Origin of the sequence: Bradyrhizobium sp. SZCCHNRI3043 (assembly GCF_032377735.1) — a bacterium.
Taxonomy (GTDB): domain Bacteria; phylum Pseudomonadota; class Alphaproteobacteria; order Rhizobiales; family Xanthobacteraceae; genus Bradyrhizobium.
This window is the reverse complement of the sequence record NZ_JAUHID010000023.1, coordinates 48,965-72,424: the sequence shown is the minus strand read 5'-3', so window position 1 is coordinate 72,424 and position 23,460 is coordinate 48,965. Positions and strand designations below refer to the sequence as shown.

Annotated in this window: 15 protein-coding genes; 2 read left to right on the top strand and 13 right to left on the bottom strand. The window is 64.7% G+C overall.

Annotated features, from left to right (window positions below; translation table 11 throughout):
- Nucleotides 1-4 precede the first annotated feature (4 nt).
- From QX124_RS28805 to QX124_RS28750, 12 genes are all read right to left on the bottom strand, one after another.
- Nucleotides 5-1,006, bottom strand: a complete 1,002-nt coding sequence (locus tag QX124_RS28805) for a glycosyl transferase (RefSeq protein ID WP_315798956.1) — start codon at nucleotides 1,004-1,006, stop codon at nucleotides 5-7.
- On the bottom strand, nucleotides 1,003-2,160 hold the full coding sequence (locus QX124_RS28800; protein WP_315798955.1) for a glycosyltransferase family 4 protein: 1,158 nt from the start codon (nucleotides 2,158-2,160) through the stop codon (nucleotides 1,003-1,005). The genes QX124_RS28805 and QX124_RS28800 overlap by 4 nt, the downstream gene beginning before the upstream one ends.
- Nucleotides 2,161-2,311: 151 nt before the next feature.
- On the bottom strand, nucleotides 2,312-6,229 hold the full coding sequence (locus tag QX124_RS28795; protein ID WP_409997765.1) for a S8 family serine peptidase: 3,918 nt from the start codon (nucleotides 6,227-6,229) through the stop codon (nucleotides 2,312-2,314).
- 298 nt (nucleotides 6,230-6,527) lie between these two features.
- Nucleotides 6,528-9,416, bottom strand: a complete 2,889-nt coding sequence (locus QX124_RS28790) for an NF038122 family metalloprotease (RefSeq protein WP_315798953.1) — start codon at nucleotides 9,414-9,416, stop codon at nucleotides 6,528-6,530.
- Nucleotides 9,417-9,613: 197 nt separating this feature from the next.
- Nucleotides 9,614-11,725 carry a TIGR04372 family glycosyltransferase gene (locus QX124_RS28785; protein ID WP_315798952.1) on the bottom strand — a complete coding sequence of 704 codons (2,112 nt, stop codon included), beginning with the start codon at nucleotides 11,723-11,725 and terminating at the stop codon, nucleotides 9,614-9,616.
- Nucleotides 11,722-12,789, bottom strand: coding sequence for a glycosyltransferase family A protein (locus QX124_RS28780; protein WP_315773378.1), 1,068 nt, complete (start codon nucleotides 12,787-12,789; stop codon nucleotides 11,722-11,724). The genes QX124_RS28785 and QX124_RS28780 overlap by 4 nt, the downstream gene beginning before the upstream one ends.
- Nucleotides 12,790-12,831: 42 nt before the next feature.
- Nucleotides 12,832-13,581 (bottom strand): ABC transporter ATP-binding protein, encoded by a 750-nt coding sequence (locus QX124_RS28775; RefSeq protein ID WP_315738923.1) that lies wholly within the window; start codon nucleotides 13,579-13,581, stop codon nucleotides 12,832-12,834.
- 32 nt (nucleotides 13,582-13,613) lie between these two features.
- Nucleotides 13,614-14,456 (bottom strand): ABC transporter permease, encoded by an 843-nt coding sequence (locus QX124_RS28770; protein WP_315738922.1) that lies wholly within the window; start codon nucleotides 14,454-14,456, stop codon nucleotides 13,614-13,616.
- Nucleotides 14,457-14,601: 145 nt separating this feature from the next.
- On the bottom strand, nucleotides 14,602-15,867 hold the full coding sequence (locus tag QX124_RS28765) for a class I SAM-dependent methyltransferase (RefSeq protein ID WP_315798951.1): 1,266 nt from the start codon (nucleotides 15,865-15,867) through the stop codon (nucleotides 14,602-14,604).
- Between the two features lie 69 nt (nucleotides 15,868-15,936).
- Nucleotides 15,937-16,677 (bottom strand): SDR family oxidoreductase, encoded by a 741-nt coding sequence (locus QX124_RS28760; RefSeq protein ID WP_315782733.1) that lies wholly within the window; start codon nucleotides 16,675-16,677, stop codon nucleotides 15,937-15,939.
- Nucleotides 16,674-17,210: a WbuC family cupin fold metalloprotein gene (locus QX124_RS28755; protein ID WP_315782731.1), complete on the bottom strand. Its 537-nt coding sequence runs from the start codon at nucleotides 17,208-17,210 to the stop codon at nucleotides 16,674-16,676. Before QX124_RS28755 ends, QX124_RS28760 begins: the two co-directional genes overlap by 4 nt.
- The gene (locus QX124_RS28750; protein WP_315798950.1) at nucleotides 17,207-18,412 is read right to left on the bottom strand and encodes a class I SAM-dependent methyltransferase; all 1,206 of its coding nucleotides are present in this window, start codon (nucleotides 18,410-18,412) and stop codon (nucleotides 17,207-17,209) included. The genes QX124_RS28755 and QX124_RS28750 overlap by 4 nt, the downstream gene beginning before the upstream one ends.
- Before the next feature lie 400 nt (nucleotides 18,413-18,812).
- Here QX124_RS28750 and QX124_RS28745 point away from each other — a divergent pair, with 400 nt between their 5' ends.
- Both QX124_RS28745 and QX124_RS28740 read left to right on the top strand, forming a co-directional pair.
- Entirely contained in the window at nucleotides 18,813-19,082 is a 270-nt protein-coding gene (locus QX124_RS28745) for a hypothetical protein (protein ID WP_315777190.1), read from the top strand.
- Nucleotides 19,083-19,231: 149 nt separating this feature from the next.
- Nucleotides 19,232-21,322 carry a TIGR04372 family glycosyltransferase gene (locus QX124_RS28740; protein ID WP_315798949.1) on the top strand — a complete coding sequence of 697 codons (2,091 nt, stop codon included), beginning with the start codon at nucleotides 19,232-19,234 and terminating at the stop codon, nucleotides 21,320-21,322.
- 87 nt (nucleotides 21,323-21,409) lie between these two features.
- Here the strand turns inward: QX124_RS28740 and QX124_RS28735 are convergent, their stop codons facing one another.
- Complete coding sequence (locus QX124_RS28735; RefSeq protein ID WP_315798948.1) at nucleotides 21,410-23,398, bottom strand: TIGR04372 family glycosyltransferase; 1,989 nt, start codon at nucleotides 23,396-23,398, stop codon at nucleotides 21,410-21,412.
- Between the last annotated feature and the right edge of the window lie 62 nt (nucleotides 23,399-23,460).

Here is a 23,460-nt window from a genome sequence, read left to right as displayed (position 1 = left end):
GTCTTCAATGGCGCCGCCGCGAGAAGCGGCTCAGCACCCAGGTGACGGCGCCGAGACCGAAGACGAGCAGGATGGCGTCGGCCGTCATGGAACGCTGCGCGACCGAGATGGCTGCGAGCGTCGCAAGCACGACATTGAGGATGAACACCTCGCTGACGACGCGCGAGACGGTGAAGCCGTTATCGGTGGCCTGTTGATAGAAATGCGTGCGGTGCGCCGCCCAGAATGACTCGCGCCGTGCCATCCGCCGCAACAGGGTGAAGGTGGCATCGATCAGATAATAGAGCGGCAGCAGCAGCGCCGCCGCGACGTAGCCCTGCCAGGCAAGATGGAGCAGGCCCCAGCCGAGCAGCAGCCCGATCGGCAGGCTGCCGACGTCGCCAAGAAAGACCTTCGCCACGGGACGGTTGAATGGCGCGAAGCCCAGCATGGCGCCGCTAAGTGCGGCGGCGATCGCCGTTGCCGGCCACGGCAGCAATCCGGACACGCCGAACAGGGCGAGAGTCGCCGTGATCGGCACGGCCTCGGCCACGGTCATCAGGTCGAGCCCGTCCATGAAGTTGACGAGGTTGACGAACCAGAGGCCGGCGACCAGCAGCAGCGTGCGCTCGATCGCCAGCGGGATCTGAAAGAGTCTGAGATCGTCCGGCGCGGTGAAGACCACCAGGCCGACGGCAAGCCCCTGCAGGACGAACCGCGGCAGCACGGGAATCGGCCTGATGTCGTCGACCAGGCCGACCAGCGCCAGCATCGGTGCCGCGATGAACAGCATGAGCAGCGGTGCAAAGCCCGTCACGGATGCAAAGGCGCCGCCGACCACGAGCGTTGCGCCGACGACGGCAATGCCGGCACCCTGGGGCGTCGGGATCTTGTGTGAGGAGCGCGCGTTGGGCCGCGCCAGCGCGTAGCGCTGCAGCACCGGGCGCAGCAGCACGATCAGCACACCGCACATTGCGGCCGCGAGCACGGCAATGGTGACGAGAATTGCGGCTGGATGGACGATCATCCGCGCGCGTCCGGCGCCGAGGTGAGGCGGTCATAGAGCGCGACCACCGAGCGGCCGATGATCCTAGCCGAGAGCTTGTCCTCGACCAGTTGACGGGCCGCCGCGCCATAGCGGGCGCGCAGCTCGGGCGAGGTCGCCAGCTGCGCCATTGCCTGCGCCAGCGCGGGCGCGTCCTCGACCGGCACGGAGAGGCCGGTCTGGCCGTGGATCGCGATCTCGCGGCAGCCGGGTGCATTGGTGGAGATCAGCGGCCGGGCGCAGGCGGCGGCCTCCAGCAGGCTGACCGGAAGTCCTTCGCGATGCGACGGCAGCACGGCGACGTGGCAGCGGCGCCAGAGCTCGGTGATGTCCTTGATCTGGCCGAGCAGGGTGATGCCCGGTTCCTTCCGCCAGGCCTCGACCTCCTCGGCCGAGACCGAGGCAGGATTGGCCGGATCAGGCGAGCCGGCGATCAGCAACTGGACGTCGCGGCCCTGCTGGCGCAGCATGCGGTGCGCAGCGACCAGGGCGCGGACGCCCTTGTCGGTCAGCAGCCTTCCTGCGAAGCCGAAGGTGATCGGTCCGTCCGGCTCCGGCAGCGGCTGGAAGCGATCGGTGTCGACGCCCGAGCCTGGGATCAGCGTGATCTTGTCGTCCCGGACGCCCATGGCTTGAAGCGCGTCGCGATCATCCGGATTCTGCACCAGCACGCAGCTCGGTACCCGGTTCATCAGCCGCGGCAGCAGCCACAGCAGGCCCTGCTTGAGCAGACGCGAGCGCCAGCTCGCCGACGTGAACACATAGCCGAGGCCGGTCATGGCATTGACGACCGGAGTGGTGCGTCCCAGCGCGGCGAGCGATCCGAGCACGCTCGATTGCAATCCGGAATGATGCACCACGTCGGGGCTGATCGCGGCCTCGACGGCGCGGATCGCGCGGATCGTGGGCAGGGCTGATGACGGCGACAGCCCGCCGCGCTGGAATGGGATCGGATGCAGCATGAAGCGCTCGGCGGCGATCGCGGCGGCGCCGGCATTGACGTTGGTCGCGACATGCACCTCGTAGCCGGCCTCGCGCGCTGCGCGCGCCATCGGCAGGCGGTGCATCAGGAAGGCGTAGTCCTCGTTGGCCACGTAGAGCAGGCGGCGCGGCGAAGGGAAGCGGGGCGGGGACATCAAACTCACGGTCTCGGGCGGTCGAAGCGCCGTATAGGCCAAGAGCGAGCCTCGCGCGAGCCGTTATCTGTCCTGTGACGGGCGGAAAACCACCTGCCGGGCACCCTTCGACCCCGAACGGCGGAGACGACGCCTCGAATGCCGCCGGTCCTCAGACCAGATGGAAGCTCGACAGGTGAGACAGCAGCTCGGCCGTCGACACGTGCTGAATCGTGATGGTGTCCAGTACCGCATCGGTGATGACGGCGTTGCCCGCGGCGTCGTCGTGGATGGCGGCCTGCAATGCGGACGGGTCTGCGAAGATGCTCTGGCTGAACGCGATCTTGTCGGTGCCGACCGCGAAGTCGGCAATGCTCACCTGACCGAAGTGCTCGGCGAACACGAAGGTGTCGTGACCCTGCAGCGACACCGATTGGGATGCCGTGCCGCCTGCTGAGGCTGCCACGCCCGAGATCAAAGTGCCGGAGATCAAAGTGCCATCCTGGCCGTCAGTGGCGAAGTGGAAGTTGTCCTGCGACAGCGGGCCGACGAAATGCAGCGAGGCGCTGTTCGCCCCATCGCTCAGCGACAGCATTCCGCTGGTTTCGTCGAAATGCATCTGAAGCGACGTGAATGCGATGCTCTTGAGATCGATCTGAGCGGCCGTGCCGCCGAATCCAATGAGATTGCCGCTGAAGGATGGCGCGGCGAGGACCAGATCGACAGCGCCCGACGTCGTGGCCGCCTGTGCGCTCGCCGTCAGCGAGCTGATGGTCGGGATCCCGATAGTGCCGTCGCCATTCAGGTCCTGATGGAAGCTGCTCTCGAGGGCTTCAAGGGACGACGAGCTGCCGGAAACGGCGCCGATGGCATTGCCGGTGTAGTTGCCGCTGCTATCGGTGTTCCAGACCGTGTAGAGGTCGGCACCGTTCATCTTCCAGGCGACCTGATAGCCGCTGCCCGAGGCCTCCGCAGCGATCGCCGCCCAGCCGCTGAGCTGGCCGGCAACGATGACGCTGCCGCCGAACATGACCTGCGTTGCGGTACCTCCCGACACCGGCGCCATCAGGTAGGTCGTGCCCGACAGCGACAGGCTGGTCGACCCTAGCGCTTCGATCACGCTGCCGCCCGGCGTCACGCTCGGGGCGCCGATGGTGCCGTCGCCGTTCAGATCCTGGTGGAAGCTGGGCTCCAGCGCTTCCAGGGATGCGGAGCTTCCCGCAACCGCGCCGATGACGTTGCCGGTATAGTTGCCGCTGCTGTCGGTGTTCCAGACGGTGTAGAGATCGGCGCCCGCCATTTTCCAGGCGATCTCATAGCCGCTGCCGGACGTCTCCGCGGCGATCGGCGCCCAGCCGCCGAGCTGACCGACGGTCACGATGCTGCCGCCGAACATGATCTGCGGGCCGGTGCCGCCGCCGACGGGATTGAGGAAATAGCTCGACCCGGCCAGCACCAGGCTTGTCGATCCCGCGGCCTCGATGACCGTGCTCGGAATGCCGATCATGCCGTCGCCGTTCAGGTCCTGGTGAAAGTTCAGCTCCAGCGCCTCGAGCGCGCTGCTGGTCCCATTGACTGCGCCAATGGCATTGCCGGTGTAGTTGCCGCTGCTGTCGACGTTCCAGACCGTGTAGAGGTCGCTGCCGGCCATCTTCCAGGCGATCTGATAGCCGCTGCCGACGGCCTCCGCAGCGATCGGTGTCCACCCGCCGAGCTGTCCGGGGCTGACAGTGCTGCCGTTGAAACTGATCTGCGGACCTGTCCCGCCTGCGACCGGATTGAGGAAATAGCCGTTGCCGGACTGTACGAGGCTGGTGGTCCCCACGGTCTCGATGACCGTGGTGACGACGCCGATCGTGCCGTCGCCGTTCAAATCCTGATTGAACGACGTCTCGAACGTTTCGAAAGCGGACGAGCTTCCGGAGACGGCGCCGATCGCGTTGCCGTTGTAGTTGCCGCTGCTGTCCACGTTCCAGACGGTGTAGAGATCCTGACCCTGGAATTTCCAGGCGACTTCGTAGCCGCCGCCTCCATTGGCTTCGACGCCGATCGGCATCCAGTTGCTGAGCTGGTGAACGACCACATTGGCGCCGTTGAACCGCAGCGCCACCGAAATGCTGGTCCCGATGGTGTTGAGATCGTAGATCACGCCGTACTGGGCGAGGCTGACGGATCCGAGCGCCTCGACGATGGTGTTGGCGAAATAGGGCGCCGCACCGACGGCAGGATTGATCTGGGCCAGGCCCGCGCCCGCCACCGCCTGGTTGCTCATCGGTATGGCGGTCTGCTGCAGGATCTCCGAGACGTCGGCGTAGCTCAGCATCGAATTGGCCGTCAGGATCAAGGCCGCGATCGCAGCAACGCTGGGGGCGGCTGCAGACGTGCCGTAAAAGGCGGTGAAACCCGAGACTGTCGTTGCGATGTTGTCGATGCCGGAGACCACGACAGGGCTGAGCTGAAGCGGCGTTGCGAGGCGTGTGCCGTCGTTGGCAAACAGGATCTCGGTTCCGGCTCCCGATGACGAAAAGCTTTCCGAGACCGGGGTATAGCCAAAGGCCGGCGTATTGGCGCTATTGACCGCTCCGACGGTGATCACCCCCGGTGTCATCGCGTGACCGAAAACCGTTCCGACATTGGCGCCGGTGATGGACACGGGGACACCGTTGCCAGCCAGGATCTCCTTGATCGTCGATGGCGTGGGACCCGAAACGTCCGCAATGACGATCTGATAGGTGCCGGACACCGAGAAATGCAGGCCGATCCACGGATTCTGATAACTGTTGGGAACGTGTCCGAGGTATTGTCCATTCTGGTACACGTTGACCGAGAGATGCGACGCGGCTTGACCCCAAGCCTGGTCCCATTGCACGAGCAGGTTGGCGCCCGCGGTCACGGTGATGGTTTGCGCGATGTTGCCGCCGAAGCTCAGCGCATTGCCATCGTAGTACATTCCTCCGATGCTGCCGGAGATCGATGTCCAGGACGTCTGATAGGCCGAGCTTCCATTGTTGCCGGCCGACGTCACATAGGTCACGCCCATGGCCTGAACGGTCTGAATGGCCTGGGCGACAATGCCGTTCTGGAAGAACGGCTCGTCGGAGTAGCTCACATCATCGACGATGACCTTGCAGCCGGCATTGGCAAGCGCGATGATGCCGTTGGCGAAATCCTGCTCGCTCTGGAACGCCGTATAGAACGCAAGGCTCGCATCGGGCGCGATGTCGTGGATGATCTGCATCATCGCACGGCCTTCGTCACTGCCCCCGGAGGGCATGTCCTTCAAGATCTGGATCTTGGAAGCGGAGGGCAAGGCTCCGCTGGCTTCGTCAGCCGTCGCGCCGCCGAGATTGTCGAAGCTGCTGGAGAGGACACCGATCTTGAGACCGGCTCCCGTCACGCCGGTGGAATTTCCGCCGAGCGCCTGCACGACCTGGGCGCTGGTCGCACCCTGTCCATTCGCGGCCGACGCGATGGCTTCCGTCACCGCGTCCTGAAGCGACGGCGCGGGCTCGCCGCTCGGTCCGGCGTGCGCTGTCGCAACCTTTCCGGGGCCGCTCAGCGACCATGTCTGCAGCGATGTGCTGGCGCTTGACCACATCTCGACGCTGATCGAGAGGACGACTCCGCTCGAGTTGATGCTCTGCCCGGCATGCGCCGGTTCGATGGAGACGTTGCCGGCAATCGGTGTGGTCGGATCGACGGACGTCTCCTGGGTGACTTGCCAGGTCGAGCCGGCGGCCACCGTCCAAGCCGTTGGCTCTGCCGCCTCCTGAGCCGACGTTTGGGCCCGCGCGCTCACGTCGAAGAACTGTGCGACCACCGTTGCCCCGGCGTCGCCTTGCGCGAGGATGCCGGGCGTCTCGCTCGGAGCATCGGCGGTCGGCGCTGGGGCCGTGAGATCGATCTGCTCGGCCGGGCCGTGCTGCGTCTGCTCGATGGTGGAGGCCGGCTTGGGTTCGTCCGCGACGTCCGCGGCAGGCTGCTGCACATGCAACTCATAACGGCCAGCAGCAGGATCGAAAATGAGGGACTCGGCAGCTTCACGCCAACGGTCAGGGATGTCTTCGGTGCGGCCAGATTCGTAAAGCATGCATGCAACGATGGTGATCCTGTCCTCGAGGCCGACAGGTGAAATGGAATTGAAGCATCGTGCAATGATGCCCCTCGATCTTGTATAAAATTGTACCGAAGAATGGCGGCTCCGACCATACGCCATTGTTCGATCTGTCCGATCGAATTCAACCATTGATTGTGTTCAGGAGGACGGCTATTGCCGCGGGTTCAAGCTAGCCTTCGCAGGGGGCCACTCCGGACAGAGGCAGAGATCGGAGAGGGCGTTGCGTCGGATTGCTCCCGTCAGCCCGCCCCGAAGACTGCTGGCGTGCCGATCAGACCAGGTGGAAGCTGGACAAATGGGTCAGCAGGTCCGCCGTCGTGACGTGCTGGACGGTGATCGTGTCCTGCGCGGCATCGGTGATCACGGCGTTGCCGGCCGCATCGTCGTGAATCGACGCCAACAGCGTCGCCTGACTTGCGAACAGGTTGTGGCTGACGACGAGCGTGTCGCTGCCCAGATGGAAGTCGGCGATGCTGACCTGACCGAAATGCTCGGCGAAGACGAAGCTGTCATGTCCTGCCAAGGAGACGGCTTGCGGAAGGGGGCCGCTCGCCGGACCCGCGGTCGCGGCGATCATCGTGCCGCCCTGGCCGTCTTCGGTGAAACGGAAACTGTCCTGCGACAGCGGTCCGAGGAAATGCAGGGAGGTGCTGCTCGCGCCGTCGCTGAGCGACAGCAGCCCGCTGCTGTCATCGAATTGCGCCCGCAGCGAGTTGTAGGAGATGCTGTTGAGGTCGATCTGATCGCCGCTGCTGCCGAACCCGATCAGATAGCCGCCGAAGCTGCCGGGCACCGTCAGGACCACGTCAGGGCCACCGGCCAGCGTCACGGCTTGCGTGCTCGCCGCGACGTGAGCGGGCACACCGATGGTGCCGTCGCCGTTCAGATCCTGATGAAAGCTGGTCTCCAGCGTCTCCAGCGCTGCCGAGCCGCCCGGAACGGCGCCGATTGCATTGCTGACGTAAGCGCCGCCGCTGTCGGTATTCCAGACCGTGTAGAGATCGACGCCCGCCATCTTCCAGGCCACGAGGTAGCCGCCGACGGAGCTCTCCGCGCCGATCGGGTTCCAGCCGCCGAGCTGACCCGCGGTGACGACGCTGCCGCCGAACACGATCTGTGGCCCGGTGCCGCCACCGACCGGATTGAGGAAGTAGGTCGAACCGGATTGCACCAGGCTCGTCGACCCCAGGGATTCGATCACGGCCGAGGGGATGCCGATCGTGCCATCTCCGTTCAGATCCTGATGGAGGTTCGTCTCCAACGCTTCCAGCCCGCTGTTGGTGCCATTGACGGCGCCGATCGCGTTGCTCGTATAGGCGCCACTGCTGTCGGTGTTCCAGACCGTGTAGAGGTCCGCGCCGGTCATCTTCCAGGCGATCTGATAGCCGCCACCGACGGGGTCCGCCGCAATCGGCATCCAGCCGCCGAGCTGACCGACCACGAGAACAGAGCCGCCGAACTTGACCTGCGGACCTGTGCCGCCGCCGACCGGGTTCAGATAGTAGCTGGACCCGGACTGCACGAGGCTGGTCGATCCCAGCGCTTCGATGACGGTGGTCGGAATGCCGATCGTGCCGTCGCCGTTCAGATCCTGGTGGAGGTTGGTCTCGAGCGCTTCCAGGCCGCTGTCGGTCCCGCTGACCGCACCGATCGCATTGCTCGTGTAGGCGCCGCTGCTGTCGGTGTTCCAAACCGTATAGAGGTCGGCGCCGGCCATCTTCCAGGCGATCTGATAGCCACTGCCCACGACGTCGGCGGCGATCGGCGTCCAGCCGCCGAGCTGACCGACCACCAGATTGGCGCCGCCGAACTTCACTTGCGGGCCCGTACCACCACCGACGGGATTGAGGAAATAGCCGTTGCCGGCCTGGACGAGACTGGTCGATCCGACGGCCTCGATGACGGTCGTCGGAATGCCGATCATGCCGTCGCCGTTCAAGTCCTCATGGAAGGACATCTCGAACGCCTCGAATGCGGCCGTGCCTCCCGAGACGCCGCCGATGGCGTTGCCGGTGTAGTTGCCGCTGCTGTCGACATTCCACACCGTGTAGAGATCCGCACCCGACATCTTCCAGGCGACTTGATAGCCGCTGCCGCTGGTCTCGCCGGCGATCGGGGTCCAGCCGCCCAATTGTCCGGGCTGGACGACGCTGCCGCCGAACTTGATCTGCGGTCCGGTGCCGCCGCCGACCGGATTGAGGAAGTAGCTCAGTCCGAGCTGGACCAGGCTGGTCGATCCCAGCGCCTCGATCGTCACCGGCGTTGCGGAAACGAGATGGAAGCCGAGCGCGTCCATCTGCTTGAGATCCACGGCCGTCAACGTCTGCAGCGTGCTGTAGGTGTAGAATTCGTTGAACGGATCGTTGCCGCCCTGCACGCCGCTGTTCAGGAAGTCGCTGGGGTCCGAGGACTGGCCGTAATCCGCGAGCTTCGTATAGCCGCCATCGAGGGAGAAATAGGCGGTCCCCGCCGTCGCGCCGCCGGTCATCAGCCGGACGCCCGGGCTGGAGAAGCGGAACAGATCGAACACGTCCGGCTGCGGCCCGTAGGGCACGCGGCCGAACGCGTGCGTCAATTCGTGCAGCGCCACGCCGACCAGCAGGTTTGAGTTGATGTCGGTCGCGAAGGTCGCGCTGCCGTCGTCGGTGGTCGCATCGTTGGCACCGAGGCCGCCCCACAGCTTCAGCTGCGAATTCCACACCGCGACGTAGGACTGTCCCTGGATGCTGGATCCCGCCGGCAAGGCATTGAAGGTGGTATCGCCTGGGCTGGCATAGTTGATCAGGTTGGACCTGACGGAGGAGTAGCTCATCCACTGACCGCCGTCAGGACCGGCCGCCGCGCCGCCGCCGACGCCGCTATAGTCGATCTTGATATTGACGGTGATGCGATCCGAGATCATCGAGGTGAGGATCGCGGCGGCCTGCTGAATGCCGGCGCGAAAGCTCGCAGGCGCATTCATCGCCGCCGTGTCGAACAGCAGGTTGATCGTCAGTCCGCCGGCGCTCACCGCGGTGACGGCGCCGATACCCGCGAAATCGCCTTGCGCGAGCAGGGATTCGACGGCTTCTTCGGGAAGCTCGACGGGGTTGGACGGAGGAGGGCCGACCCCCTCGTCGATCGGGTCGGTGTTAGGGGAGCCCTGTAACAACGCTGGCATTGCCTCAGTCCCTGCCGTTCGGATCGACGGAGCACGGATCGCAAATGCCGAGTCTCGCGCGAGGCGATTCGCGACCGTGCCGACGTTACCTATCAGGCCGATCGTCTTGCCCGAAGGTTAATGGGCGTTGCGAGAGCGCGGAAAACGACGGGTGGCGACTGATGTGGGCGTCGATCGAACGGGCTTCGGTCGCGCGTTCATCCCAGCAATTCCGGAAGCCGATCGAGAAAATCCGGCACTGGTAATGCAGCACCAAAGTTATAGGGATTGCCGCTGAGTGCGGCGCGATAGCGATCGAGCAGGGGCCCTCCTGCGCGCAACGACCGGCCTGGTTCGTCCAGGCAGTCGAGCTTGTAGCGAACCGCTGCGGTGATGTCCTGCGCGGAATTCGGATGGATATCGAGACCGTGACGCGCCAGCACGGCTGTGTCGATCAGCAGCGCCTGCAAGGGCTGACGATAGGTCTCACGTAGCGACAGATAGCGCCGCGTACGGCGGTCGTAGACCGGGCGCACGGTGAAGTCGGTGTGCTCATGCCAGAACTGGCAGTCGTTGGAGATGCAGTTGACCAGCAGCATCGGCGTTCCCAGTGCCTGCACGGCCGTGGTCAGGCCCGATGTCGTGCCGACGAACAGACGAGCGGCGGCGCAGAGATAGAGGTCCATGTCCGCCGATTTGATGTCGCTGTGCGCGTAGTCGAACACGCCGGCCATGCCGCGCAGCGGCGTCATGCTGCGATCGCCGAGCCTGACCACGGCGCCGCCGCGTGCGGTGATCGCGGCGATGGCGTCGAGGTAGTCGCCGACATTGGCGGAGCGATGCTGCCGCGTGGTGCCGGGCCCGTCGCCGTGATAGCCGCCCTCGCGGATGTGCATCGCGACGAACCAGTCGGCGGTGACACCCGCGGCGCGCAGCCTGGTAGCCCCGGTTTCCATCAGCTCCGATGGGACCTTCACGATCGGCAGCCGCCGCTGTTCGGCCCAGGCGACCTGCGCGCGCGACGCCGCGTGGGCCCATGGCTCGGCCAGGCCGTCCTTGCCCCGGACGGCGATGAACTGGTCGCCGACCAAACGCTGATACGGCAGCAGATCGTCGACGAGAGCGGGGTCTTCGACGATCGTGACATGCGGCGCGAACAGCCTGAGGAACGGCTGGTTGACCACCTTGCTTGGCGGGGCAAGCAGCACGTAGTTGGCGCGCGGCAGCATGCCGAGCGCGGCCATGCGCAAATGGCAGTCGATGAAACCGATGTGGCCGATCAGCGTCACCCATTCGTAGCCGAGCAGCCGGACCGGAAGCGCGGGATCGAAGATGTTGCTGGTGGAGGCGATGCGCTGGATCAGCGCGTCGGGAATCGACCATTTGGCCGCCAAGGCGTCCTGATGGTCGAGCGCGGCCTGATAGCAGCGGAACGTGTCCTCGTAACGGCCCTGGTGATAGAAGTTCTCGCCGAGCTGGATCAGATTGTCGTAGATCAGGAGCTCGCCGGCATGCTCCAGCTCCCAGGCGCTCGGCGTGTAGGTCGATGGATCATAGCCGCCGGCATAGTTCTGGTGCGCCATCACCGAGCGAGGATCGCGTGCAACCGACGCCTTGAAGCACGCGGCGGCCTGGACGTGGTCGCCCGCCAGGGCATGGACCGCACCGAGCTTGCGCAACGCGTTGCCGTCGCCCGAAGCCGCAGCCGCAGTCAGGAAATGCGCCGCGACCGGAAGATTGCCGCGATACATGTGAGCGACGCCGACCGCGAAATTGATGGCGAAGCTGTCGATCGTCTCGGGCCGTGGCACCTCACGCACGATCCGGTCATAGGCGCTGCACAGCGCCAGGGTGGTGAAATAGGCCTGCGCGCCCACACCGGCCCGCGCGCGCACGTTGCTGCGGAAGATCAGGTTCAAGATCCGCACGGCACGCAGCGCGCTCGGCTTGCGGCTCGCGGCGAGATGAACCTGCGCCGCCGCGGCCAGCGTGGTCGAGGTCGTCAGCGCCAGAACCGGGCCGATGAACGTGCCTCGTTCGAGCTGCTTGTTCATCAGCCGCAGCAATCTCGCGCCGGCCGGCGCAACGACCAGCCTGCTGTCGACGATGTCGGCGGCGCGGGTGGTCAGCGGCAGCAATTGCCGGCGCCGCGCGCTCAGGAACGCATAGAGACGGAACGCCGATGCCGTCAGCCACGTCCGCGGCGACCAGCGGCTTCGCGGCGCCTGCGGCGATGGTTGCTCCGTTGGCATGGCGCGCATTGGCGCCGCCATCGCCTTCCGCGCGCCGAGGCGATGCCGGAGAGAGCCGAGGGGGGCGCGGACCGTCATGACGCGCGATAGCCGGGCGTAGCGGACAAGATCGCCCGTCGTGTGGCGGTCTGGGCGAGCAGGCGAGACAGCGACATCGGCCGCGTCCGCAAGGTGATCCAGGCCAGCGCAGCCAGGCGGCCGCTTGAGCCGAGGCTCAACATCAGCCCAAGCAGGTGCGTATCGAGCGCATTGCCGTCGAGCAAGGCGGATACGCGCGCTGCCTTGGCCGACGCTGCTGTATCGCCGCCCAGTACCATCCGCGCTGCGCCGAAGCGATTGCGCCGGGCGAACACATCCTCATAGCCCTTTGGGAACAGCCTGCTTTGCGCAATCAGCGCGCCGATCTCCGCGAGCTTGGCGTTGAGCGAGGCCGGATCGGTTGCCGTCGCCGTCGAATAGTTCTGGCCGTGGATGCGCCAGTAGCCGAGCGCCTCGGCGACGAAGTAGCAGCCATAGGTCAAGGCCAGCCGCCGGGCGAGAAAGGCATCGGAGAACGAGCCGAGCTTGACGTCGAACCCGCCGAGCGCCTGCAAGGCCGTGCGGCGATAGAGCGAGGTCGTGCCGGAGAAGTAGTTGTCGCCCTGCCGCAGGATTCGGCGGACGTCCGCGGGCGCCAGCATCGCCGATGACGACGCAGGCAGCATCATCGGCCGCAGCATCCGTCTTGCGGACGGCCCCTGAGGGCCGATGATCTCGCAGCAGGCGAAGACCAGGCCGGCTTCGGGATGGTTGGCCGCCTGCGCCATCGCCTTTTCGAGATAGGCCGGATGCAGCGCATCGTCGGCGCCGAGAAATCCGATCCATTCGGTGTCCGCGATCGCCAGCGCCTCGTTCTGGCCGCGCACGACGCCCTGGTTGGCGTCGTGGCGGATCAGCCGCCAGCTCGGCCGGTCCGCTACGAAGCGTGAAATGACCGCGATGCTGTCATCCGTCGAGCAGTCGTCGATGATGATGACGCGGTCTGGGGCTCGGGTTTGGTTCGCGATGCTGCCGAGCGACTCGGGCAGGTAGTGGGCGTGGTTGAAGTTCGGGACGACCAGCGTGACGGTCGGGGAGGCGGCGCGGGCGGTCGTCGTGGTCATGGTTCAGCGAGCTTCCTGCCGCATGCTGTCGAGCCCGGCCGCTCAAACCTTGGGCAGCTCTTTGAGAACGTCGTCCAGGGCGCCGAAGGCCCGCACGCGGCCGCCATCGAGATAGAGCCCGAGATTGCAGGTGTCGCGAAGCAGGCCATGATCATGGGTGGCGAGCACGACGATTCCCGAGCGCATCGTGATGTCCTGCAGCCGGCCGTGGGTCTTCTTGCGGAACTGCGCGTCACCGACCGCGATCCACTCGTCCATCAGGATGATGTCGCCGTGAATCGAGGCTGCGATCGAGAACACCAGACGCAGCAGCATACCTGAGGAATAGGTCCGGATCGGCAGCTCCAGATAGTCGCCGAGCTCGGCGAATTCGGCGATCTCCGGCACGCGCTGCTCGATCTCCTCGGGCGAGAGCCCCAGGATCAGGCCGCGAGTCCTGATGTTCTCATACCCCGACGCCTCTTCGTCCATGCCGAGACCGATGTCGAACATCGGAACGTTCCGTCCGACGACCCGCAACGAGCCGCGCGTGGGCTCGTAGATGCCGGCGAGCACGCGGATCAGCGTGGTCTTGCCGGCGCCGTTGTGGCCGATCAGGCCGAGCCGGTCGCCCTGCTTCAGGGTGAAGCTGATGTCGTCGAGCGCCTGGACGAACTGGAACGAGCCATCGCTCTTCGAGACCCGGCCGCCGACGCGTGAGGCCGCCTTGATGGCCAGATGCCGGAATGATCGTGCGTTCGGCGGCGCGACCGGAAATTCGATACCGATTTGCTTGGCTTCAATGAGAGTCATTCGAGGCGGATCCAGAGGTCCTGGCCATGATATCAGGCCCAATACACGACGCGCGACCGATAGCGCGTGTAGATATAGATCATGGCGGCGGTCAGGACCGCGACCGATCCAATGGCACCGGCCCAGGTCGCAAGGCCGGGAACGTCGCCCATCAGCGGACCGCGCGTGACCGCCAACAGATAGGCGATCGGATTGAGCGTGACGATGAACTCGCCGCCGCGGATGCTCGACGGTTCCCAGATGATCGGAGAGACGAAGAACAAGAGCTGCAGCACCGCCGCCATGACCGGCGGCACGTCGCGATAGCGCACGCAGATCATTGAGACGATCACCGAGGCGCTGACGACGAAGACGTAGACGATCATCAGGCCGAGGATGGCCAGGACCATTCCGAATCCGATCGACCATGGATAGACGAGCCAGATGAACGGGATCACCGCGATGTTGTGCAGGAAGATGATCAGATTGCGCTGAACCATACGCATGACATGGATCAGAATCGGCATGTCGACGGCCTTGATCATGCCGCCTGCATTGATCATCGTGTAACAGGCTTCGCTGAGCGAGGACGAGATGAAGCTCCAGATGGTCATGCTGACCATGAAGTGGGGCAGGTAGGTCTTCATGTCGGCGCCGAGGAAGCGGCCGGCCACCGTGCCCATGATCAGGGCGGTGATCGCGTTGGTGGCCGTGATCCACCACGGGCCCAGCATGGTACGGCGGTATTTCGATCGGATGTCACCGGCAGCGAGCGCGCGCCAGGTGACGTGACGGGTGATGAAAGGTGCGATGTCCTCGCGGCAGCGCGCCCAGGAGATGCGACGCCGATCCGCAACCACGAACCGCTCGACCTGTCCATCGGTCAGGGTGGTCATCCTTGTACCTCGCGTGAGCCGTAAGTGTTTGTCTTACCAGCCGAATGCGGTTGGACCCCCGCCACGCCGGCGGCCAATCGCCGGGGCTTGCTGGACCATGTTACGAGGGCACTGTCAACCGGTCAGCTCAGGCCGCCGCCGCGGCTCAGATCGCGACCGAGCCCGCGGCGCCGACGATCCGCGGCTCCGGCAGCGGCACCAGGAATCGGCCGCCTGCGTCCAGGTAGGCTTGGTTGCGCTTCAGGATCGGGTCCGCATAGATCCAGGCGAGGATGACGACGATGTCGGGCTTTCGCGTCGCGAGCTCGCTGGAGGGCAGCACCGGGATGTGGGCGCCCGGGCTGAAGCGGCCGTGCTTGAGCTGGTTGTCGTCGACGATGAACTTGATCCGGCTTTCCAGCTCGAAATGGTAGAGCAGGGTGGTGGTGGTGGTCGAGGCGCCGTAGGCCGCGACCAGCTTGCCCGCGGCGATGGCCTCGTCGAGGGGGGCGAGCACCCGGCGCTTGCAGTTTTCGATGGCGACGAACCAGTCCCGGTAGATCTGCGGCTTGGTGACGCCGCGCCGCTCCTCCTCGGCGATCAGTTTCGACAGCTCCGCCGAGCGCAGTCGCTTGCCGGTCGATTTCGGCTGCGCAAAGGCGCGGATCGAGCCGCCCTTGGTGCCTGTCCTCTCGACATGGAACAGCGTCATGTCGTGCCGGTTCAGGAAGGTCTCGAGCGGGATCAGCGCGTGATGCGAGACGTGCTCGTGGTAGATGGTGTCGAACACCATGTTGTCGATCATGTCGACGATGTAGGAGACCTCGAAAACGAAGGCGCCGTCGTCGGCGAGCAAGAGGCGGATGCCCTTCACGACGTCGGACATGTTGTCGATATGCGCAAACACGTTGTTGGCGCAGAACAGCTTGGCTTCGCCCTGCTCCGACTTGATGCGGGCCGCCAGCGCGCTGGTGAAGAAATCCGGGATCGTCGGCACGCCTTCCTTGGTGGCGGTCGCCGCGATGTCGCGGGCGGGGTCGATGCCCTGCACGCGCATGCCCTCGTTCTTGAACGCCTTGAGCAGCGAGCCGTCATTGCTGCCCATCTCGGCGACCAGGCTGCCCTTGGGGATGGCGAGCGAGGACACCACCGATTGCGCATAGCGCTTGAAGTGTTCGACGAGGCCGAGCGAGACCGAGGTGCGGTAGGTGTAGTCGCGAAACAGGATGTCGGGATCGACGACGTCGAGATTCTGCAGATGGCCGCAGTCGAGGCAGAGATAGCAGTCGAGCGGGTAGAGGTCCTGGGTCTCGCTCAGCCGGTCCGCCGTCACGAACGCGTCGCCGATCGCCGAAGGCCTGATCGGTAGCACGTGATCGAGCGAGGTCGAGCCGCACAGGCGGCAATCGGTCTTGTGCTTGACGTGCTGCATGAGGTGTCGATCCTGGGTTGGCGATCCCGCAGGCGGGATGGTCGGCCGGAGAGGAGTTTGCGGCGGGTTTTACAGGCCCGCGAAGCTCTTGGCGACCTCTTCTTGCCAGACTGTGGACACTCCGCCATCCAGGAACAGGCTCTGCCCGTTGATGAACGAAGCGCGCGGGCTGCAGAGGAAGTCGAGGGCGTCGGCGCATTCCTCGGCCGTCCCGAGCCGGCCCAGCGGGACCAGCTTCCGGTAGGTCTCCATCAGCTTCTCGTTCTGCTCATAGAAGATGCGCGATTCGCGCTTCAGATAGGTCAGCGGCATGATCGCGTTCACGCGGATGCCGCGCCGGCCGAGCGTCGCGGCGTAATGCCGGACCATCGCATTGAGGCCGCCCTTCACGACGTGGTAGCCGACCGGCTGCGAACTGCCGACGAATTCGGCATAGACCGAGCTGACCACGCCGATGGCGCGGTCGCCATCATCAGCGAAATGGCCGGAAAAGCCCTCGATCAGGTCGCGCGAGGCGGTCAGGCCGACCTGGATTTCCCCGGCCCAGGGATCGCCCTGGCCGCGAAAGCGTTGGCTCAGGACGAGGTAGCGGACCGGGCCGCTGGCCTCGGCGATCTCACCCCAGAGCCCGGCAAAGCTCTCGCTGCGCTCGAGATCGGCGGAAAAATGCTTCAAGCCGGGCTGATCGGGAAAATCGGCCGGGCGCTGCCGCGACACGACGCTGACGGCGCAACCGCGCGCCAGGAAGCGTTCGACGACCACGCGGCCGAGGCCGCGGGTGCCGCCGACCACGACGGCATGGCTGGTCATGCGGCGGCGTCCTGCCGTGCGGCGACACGCCGGACGAGATCGGCCTGATAGGCCTCGGCCCCGGCGGTGTCGCTGTCCTCTGGCGCGAAGTCGGCGAACACGCTGGCGCCGGGGCGGAACGGGCCGTTGGTGATCTCGTGCACGATCAGCAGGTCGCTGCGGATGATCAACGTATGGAAGAACGCGTTCGACATCCGGTAGTAGAACGGCCGCGCTCCGCCGGGCGGCCCCAATTCGACGACGCGCTCGATCCGGCCGTCGTCGTCGAACACCACGATATCGACCTCGCCCTCGATGATGTGGAACGCCTCGCTCTTGCCCGGGTGCTTATGCGGCCGGATGTAGGAGCTGGAATCGATGGCGATGATCATTTCATGCAGGGTGTCATCGCCGTCCGGATGGGCGTTGATCCGGGCCCGCCGCTTCGGGCTGGCCTTCACCGCGGCCTTCAGGGTGCTGATCTCGGCCTGCCCGACCGCCGCAATCGGGCCCTCGGCGAGGAACACCTCGGGGGATTTCTGGACGAGCGTCATGCGTGATCCCTCATGATCGAATTGTCGAGCGCGGCGTAGATCGAGCGGAATTCCACGCCCCTGGCGGCAAGCGGAGCAAGCTTTTCACGCACCTTGCCCTCGATATGGGGGGCCACGGCGAACAGGCACAGCCTGATCCGTTCGTCATCCAGCAATCGTTGCGAGCCTACCACAGGCGTATGGAGACCGGGGGGGAAAAAGCCCGCCTTGTCGGCGTCATCGTCGACGGCCACCGCGATCAGGTCGGCCAGGCCGAAGGCGTTGACGAACATGATGGCGTGATGGCCGATGCCGAACAGCGCGATCCGGTCGCGGTCGGGACCGGCCAGGGCCATCAGCTTGCTGCGCAGTTGCGCGCGGGTGGCGGCGAAATTGTCACGATAGGCCTGGAACAGGCTGGAAGGTCCGCGAGGCGCGACCGGCGGGGCGGGACTATCGGCCGGGGTGAGGACGGCGACCAGGGCATCTTCCAGGGCGCCCGGATAGCGAAGCAGGGCCAGAACGCGATAGCCGCTCACCTCAGCCAGACGCCGCAGCGTGTCCTCGACGAAGTAGCAGCTGTGCTCCTCCCACAGGAAGCAGTAGTCGCGCGCCGCGAGGAACTTGCTGCTGTCGGGGACCTCGATCAGCAGCAGGCCATCGGGATTTAGCAGAATCTTGAGTGCTTGCAGCGCCTGCACCGGCTCCGGCGTGTGCTCGAGGATGTAGCGGCACGATACAATGTCGAAAGTGCCAAGCTGCGCCGCTTCTGCAGCCAGCCGTTCGGCACGGAGGGTGGCCTGCCAGGTTTCCAGATAGGGATAGCGCCCCGCCGCGCCGTCGGCACCGAGCGCAAGGGCGCTCGCGGTGAGCCCGCGGGCCTGCAATCTGCCCAGCAGGGGCCCCTCGAATGGACCGGTGCCGAGGGCGGTGCAGGCCCGCGGCTTCAACGACAGCAGTTCTCCGACCAGGGCGTCGAGATGGCCTTCCGGCTCCCGGTAGCGGATCCATGGCACCTCGGGAACAAGCACGTCTGGCGGTGGAGGCTCGCGGAGCTGGACGAGCTGACACGTGTCGCACGCGACGATGTCGAGGGTTATCCGAAGCTGGACATGGTTCTCACGCGCGAACCGGTTGCAGACCGGGAGCTCACCAAGCGGGAGCGCCTGCGTGGAGATCGGCTGACCGCACAATCGGCAGCCGGATCGTGGTCCGGTGGACATGGCTCGGCTGGATCGCTCGATCAATGGACACGCTCAGGCTCGCCGCTGCGTCCAGCGCGCCGGCTGCTATGGATGTTGCCATCTGGAGGCAACCTCCATAGCAGTGTAATCGGGAACATGACAACGTAAAATGTTCGGCTTGGCACAGACCCTGGAACTCGCGTCATTTGTGATGTTTCGCGTTACTATTGCTCTTTGAGCGCTCGCATCACTCCTTCTCGGTTCAACCGACGAATCAGTGTCAAGAACGCCAGTAGATATTTGTTCTACAGTAGCGGGGATTGTGCGACTGGGCAGTCTTCCAGCGAAGATGCTACACATGATGACCAGGGGCTTTGGCGGCTATTGTTCCGCCGCATGAGATCTAACGTTGGTAAGAGGGGGCGCCGGCGTGAAGGATATGGTTTTCGTTTTAAGATCGATCTTGCGCACCGTCTGCGTGAGCACGGTCCTCTTCTGTGTTCTTCTTGCAGTCGGCGCAGGGTTCCTCAACGCCTTGCTTGCGGGATTTGTGGCTTTCGTCTTCATCTTGCTGGGGATCGGCCGGCTTGTGCTCGAGCGGCTGGCTCTGTGGTCGACAATTCTGCTGATTGTCGACAGGGCAGGGCTGTTGCCGATCACCGAGTGGGTTCACGGGATCATCACGCTCATTGGTCGCGGGTTGGCTTGACAGCCCGACAGGCATGCGGCGTGTATTGCCGACAGCCAATTCGAGACAGGCGACAAACGGCATAGCCTTCTCCTGGTCTGCCGCAGGGCGGTCTGGATGTTCGAGAACGGGGGCCTGGCCGTGAGCCGAAGACGGATTTGGGGTAGCCGATGCAGCGCTTCAAGGAGCCGCTAGTTCTGCAGAGCCAAGTGCGCAGACGCGGATTCCTTGGGCTGTTCAACGCACTGGAGACTCTGCCTGCCGAATCGGCCCGTTGGGGAGAGCGGTCTCTGCTGGGGCCGCAGCGATGGGCGCGCATCCTGATTGTCGGGACTGCCAAGCTGCTGAGCCTGCTGCCGCCGCGGCTGGCCTTCCTGATCCTCGCCTTCTTCGAGATCGGAGACCTTCGCGATCGCCGCCTGCTGCAAAGAGCCTATCAGGTCTACTGCGCGTCTCTGCTGGCGAAGGATCCGGACCTGCGGTTTTCGGGATTGCTCGGACGGTGCTTTCCAATGCTGTCAGCGGAACTGCTGCTTCGGATCGGGGCCGATTGGGAAGCCTATGATCTGGTCCTCCAGGATCAACTCGCAGCCCGCTCGCCGGAACTGGCGAACATGATGATTCGCGCGCTCTTCGAACTCGGGGAGTTCGACAAGGCCTATCGGCTGGCCTCCCAGCTGGATCTGAGGGCAAGGTCGGAATCGGAGATACATCTCGCCTTTCTCAAGGGCATGCTTGAGATCATGGTGGGCAACGAGGCCCGCGCCGTCGAATGCATGTCGGACGCATGCCGTGGCATTCCCGACTACATGCGTCCTCACCAGAACATGGCGTCGCGGCCGGCGCGGAACTATCATCCCAACCCCCTCGATTTCACCTGCGGCTCCGCGGGCAGGCTGTTCGATCTGTGCAACTTCACCGGCCAGCGCGTGACTCATGTCGGCTCTGGCGATGTCGGCATCGGTCTGTTCACGAGAGCGCTTGCGGCGCAGTCGGAGCTGCTCGGCAAGGCGGCGCCGGCCGTATCAGCGGAGGCCAGCCACCTGTTGCGCAGGTTGGGAATTCCACTGGAGCAATTGCGGGTCCTTCCCGAGGAATGGACGACCCAGATCGGTCACCTCGGGATGCTGGACATCCTGTTCCGAATGCGCGACCTGGGGTGGTGGTCGGGAAGACCGCTGATCGTCGTGCGACCGAACTGCGTGGCGAACAGGGCGTTTCTTCGGCTGTTCGAAAGGTTCGCCGATATCGTCGTGATCGGGGAAACCATCTCTCACGCGCTCGGCGAAGAGCTGCTGTCGCTGCAGCGTTGGTACGGCATGAACTTCAATGTGTTTCGACTGCCGAACGGCGACGTGGTGCCGTGGCAGGAAGCCGGGGCGCTTGCCATTCTGCAGTGGGAGCGGGATGGCCGCGGGCATCCCTTGCGCGACGAGTATGACCGCATCTACGAGGCGGCGCCGAAATTGCAGGACGACTATCGGCGGATGCGCGAATCCTGGGGCATGAAGCCGGACGACTGGTACGTGTGCCTGCACACCCGCGACGGTTCCCATTATTCCGAGGTCGACGGCACCGGCCAGACCCATCGCAATGCGCCGATCGAGACCTACCTCGATGCGATCCACGCGGTCACCCGCAGGGGCGGCTGGGTGATCAAGCTCGGTGGTCCAAATTCACCCGGACTTCCGCCGCTCGACCGTGCAATCGATTATGCTCAGAGCGGGTTCAGATCCGAACTGATGGACATCTGCCTCATCCGGAATGCCAAAGCCTTCATTGGCACGACTTCAGGATTGACGAATGTCGCGATCAGCTTCGGCATTCCAAGTGCCCTCGTGAATTGCATCACCACGGATCCACAATTGTGGAACAGCGCTGTTCGGTTTGCGCTGAAGCCGGTGCGTCTCGCCGACGGAAGGATGCTGACCCAGACTCAGCTCACCTCGCCCCCCTGGCGCTGGCGCTTGTTCGACGCCTGCGTTCTCAGCCGCAACGGAGCGCAGCCGTTGAACAACACGTCAGACGAAATCCTCGCGGTCGTCGAAGAGGTCGTCGATCTCGCTTGCGGGCATGCGGCCAACACCGCCTCGCAGCAACTCTTGTCGCTCTGGAGGGAGCAGCTTCTGCTGCCTCACTACTACGGCGGCGGCACGATCAGTGCCCACTATCTCGCGAAGTACGAAAGTGCATTCTTGGTGCCTGGACCGGCTCCGCTGCGGAAGAGCCTCCCCGAGGCCGCCATGGCACGACAACGCTAGTCCGACAGCACGGCCCAACTATTCGCGGCCGACGTCCTCAGGTGCGCGCCTGGTCCAGGCGGCATCGCTCGATGCGTTGCGCTGTCCTCACGGTTCTCTCAGCAGGTCCTGAGCGTATTTCTCGAGGAAATACCGGCTCGGCCGCGAACTGCCGAAGAAGCCCGGCACCTGGACGTGACGCTCCCATTTGCCGTCCACGCCGGGGGCGGGTCCTTTCCGCCGGGGATCGGAGATTTCGAGCACCTCGCGCACGGCTTCCAGGATTTCGTCGGAACTGCTCTCGCTCACGACGAGTTTGGCACGCGCCATGGATTCATGGGTCGGGTAAGCCCAGCGATACTCTTCCGAGGTCCATTCGCTCAGCGAAAGCATCTGGCCGTCCGCCGTGTGCACGGGCTTGAGCGCAAAGCGGGTGTCCGTCGACCACAGCAGGCCGATCGAGCTCAAGGCATTCACCATCGCGGTGGGGATGCCGAAGCTGCTTGCCACATAGGCAAAGCCGGAGGTCGTGCCGATGAACATGCGGGCACGGCGCATCAAGTGAATGTCCATCTCCGGAAACGCATCGTCGCTGCGGGCATAGTCCACCACCCGTTCCATTTGCGGGAACGGCGGCACCTTGCGACCGCCCATCCGGACAACCCATCCGCCGCATTCGGTGATGTGGCGGACCGCATCGAGATAGCTCGCGAGCGACGCGTTGCGGATGGATTCACCGACGCCTTCGGTATCATTCCGGGTCTGGGCGTCGCGCACGTGCAGGCAGACGAACCAGTCGCCGTCTGCCATGCCCCACCTGCGCCGGTAGTCCTGGTACGTCTGCTCGACGCGGTTGTCGGCAAGCAGTCGGCGGTCGTAGATGTCGCGCAGCGGAAAGCTTCGTTGCCGGCTTTCCCATTGCTTGAGCGCGAGTGAGCCCGCATCGTTCCAGTACACCGCGCGTCCGTCCTCGAAGCGGAATGCCTGGTGGGAATCCCCGATGAACGGGGTGAGGCTGGCGAGTTCGTGCCATAGTCCGGCGCTGACGTTCTCGCCCAAGGTGAGCGTCGGACAGATCTCGGAGAACAGCGACAGAAACGGCTTGTTGGCGATCCGGTCCTTGTAGGCCAGGAGCAGCGGCTGGCCCTGCCACCACTCCATCTCGCGCATCATCAGATGAACGTTGAGATGGCCGTTATGCCCGATCAGCGCGCTCCAGTCCGGAGAGAGCAGCCTGACGTCCGACAGATCGGTGTCGAGCTTCTTGAGAAGGGCCTTGAGCTCGGGGCTTGGCGCGGGAAGATGACGGCGCAACCGCTTCTGTGTCTCCGTCAGCTTGGTGTAGACCTGCGGGACATGGAAGCCCTCGCCGCTGTGATATGTCGTCAGCAGAAGGTGGCGATAGGCGTAGAACAGGTTGATCTCCGACAACACCTTGCGCTGCGGATGGTCGGCGGGAAAGCGCTCCCAGTATTGGCCGCGGTCCTCGCGTGCGGCGAGGATATCGTCGTGCCGGGGGAGACCGAGCTGAGTGACGAGGGTCTCGATCAGCTCCTTGTCGCAGAAGAAGTTGGGAACGTAGCGGTCGAGCGGGGCTTCGAACAACTCGGGGTCGCCGTCTCGGCGCGCATCATATTGCCGTCCTTCGAAGGACGTCTGCTCGAAACGAAAGTTCCGGTGCTCCAGCATGATCTTGATCAGCTCGGCAAACCGGCGCAGGTCTTGCGGACGAAGTGCGGTCCAATTGATGGTGTGGGCCTGCGCCAGCAGCTCCATGAAGTAGCCGGACGTCAGCTTTTTCGTCAGTTTGCCGATCGCCTCCATGAACTCGTCATCGACCCGGTCCCAGTCGATTCTGGGAAACAGCTCCAGAACGCGCTTCTCCTTCTCGCACATCAGAAGGAAGAGGATCAGCTCGTTGCCGTACTGACCCGAGTGGCCGCGGGCGAGCACCCATTGCATCTCCTTTTCGATGTCGGGACCGCAGAAATAGCGAAACTGCCGGTCAAACTCGTTCCGGTGTGCATAGCGGTGGAAGACGAGCGCCACCATGAAGGCCTGTTTGAAGGTCAACAGGGCGAAGATCAGGTCCTTCAAAGATTCCGCCCGTTCCTGGCCGGCTGCATTCAGAAGCCAGCCGATCGCTCTCGCGGCACGTC

What these genes read in the sequence shown, in the direction of transcription:
- QX124_RS28755 (WP_315782731.1), bottom strand. Translation starts at nt 17,210, where the DNA reads ATGACGCTCGTCCAGAAATCCCCCGAGGTGTTCCTCGCCGAGGGCCCG.
- QX124_RS28745 (WP_315777190.1), top strand. Translation starts at nt 18,813, where the DNA reads ATGGTTTTCGTTTTAAGATCGATCTTGCGCACCGTCTGCGTGAGCACG.
- QX124_RS28760 (WP_315782733.1), bottom strand. Translation starts at nt 16,677, where the DNA reads ATGACCAGCCATGCCGTCGTGGTCGGCGGCACCCGCGGCCTCGGCCGC.
- QX124_RS28780 (WP_315773378.1), bottom strand. Translation starts at nt 12,789, where the DNA reads ATGACCACGACGACCGCCCGCGCCGCCTCCCCGACCGTCACGCTGGTC.
- QX124_RS28795 (WP_409997765.1), bottom strand. Translation starts at nt 6,229, where the DNA reads ATGCTTTACGAATCTGGCCGCACCGAAGACATCCCTGACCGTTGGCGT.
- QX124_RS28805 (WP_315798956.1), bottom strand. Translation starts at nt 1,006, where the DNA reads ATGATCGTCCATCCAGCCGCAATTCTCGTCACCATTGCCGTGCTCGCG.
- QX124_RS28770 (WP_315738922.1), bottom strand. Translation starts at nt 14,456, where the DNA reads ATGACCACCCTGACCGATGGACAGGTCGAGCGGTTCGTGGTTGCGGAT.
- QX124_RS28800 (WP_315798955.1), bottom strand. Translation starts at nt 2,160, where the DNA reads ATGTCCCCGCCCCGCTTCCCTTCGCCGCGCCGCCTGCTCTACGTGGCC.
- QX124_RS28765 (WP_315798951.1), bottom strand. Translation starts at nt 15,867, where the DNA reads ATGCAGCACGTCAAGCACAAGACCGATTGCCGCCTGTGCGGCTCGACC.
- QX124_RS28775 (WP_315738923.1), bottom strand. Translation starts at nt 13,581, where the DNA reads ATGACTCTCATTGAAGCCAAGCAAATCGGTATCGAATTTCCGGTCGCG.
- QX124_RS28750 (WP_315798950.1), bottom strand. Translation starts at nt 18,412, where the DNA reads ATGTCCACCGGACCACGATCCGGCTGCCGATTGTGCGGTCAGCCGATC.
- QX124_RS28785 (WP_315798952.1), bottom strand. Translation starts at nt 11,725, where the DNA reads ATGACGGTCCGCGCCCCCCTCGGCTCTCTCCGGCATCGCCTCGGCGCG.
- QX124_RS28740 (WP_315798949.1), top strand. Translation starts at nt 19,232, where the DNA reads ATGCAGCGCTTCAAGGAGCCGCTAGTTCTGCAGAGCCAAGTGCGCAGA.
- QX124_RS28790 (WP_315798953.1), bottom strand. Translation starts at nt 9,416, where the DNA reads ATGCCAGCGTTGTTACAGGGCTCCCCTAACACCGACCCGATCGACGAG.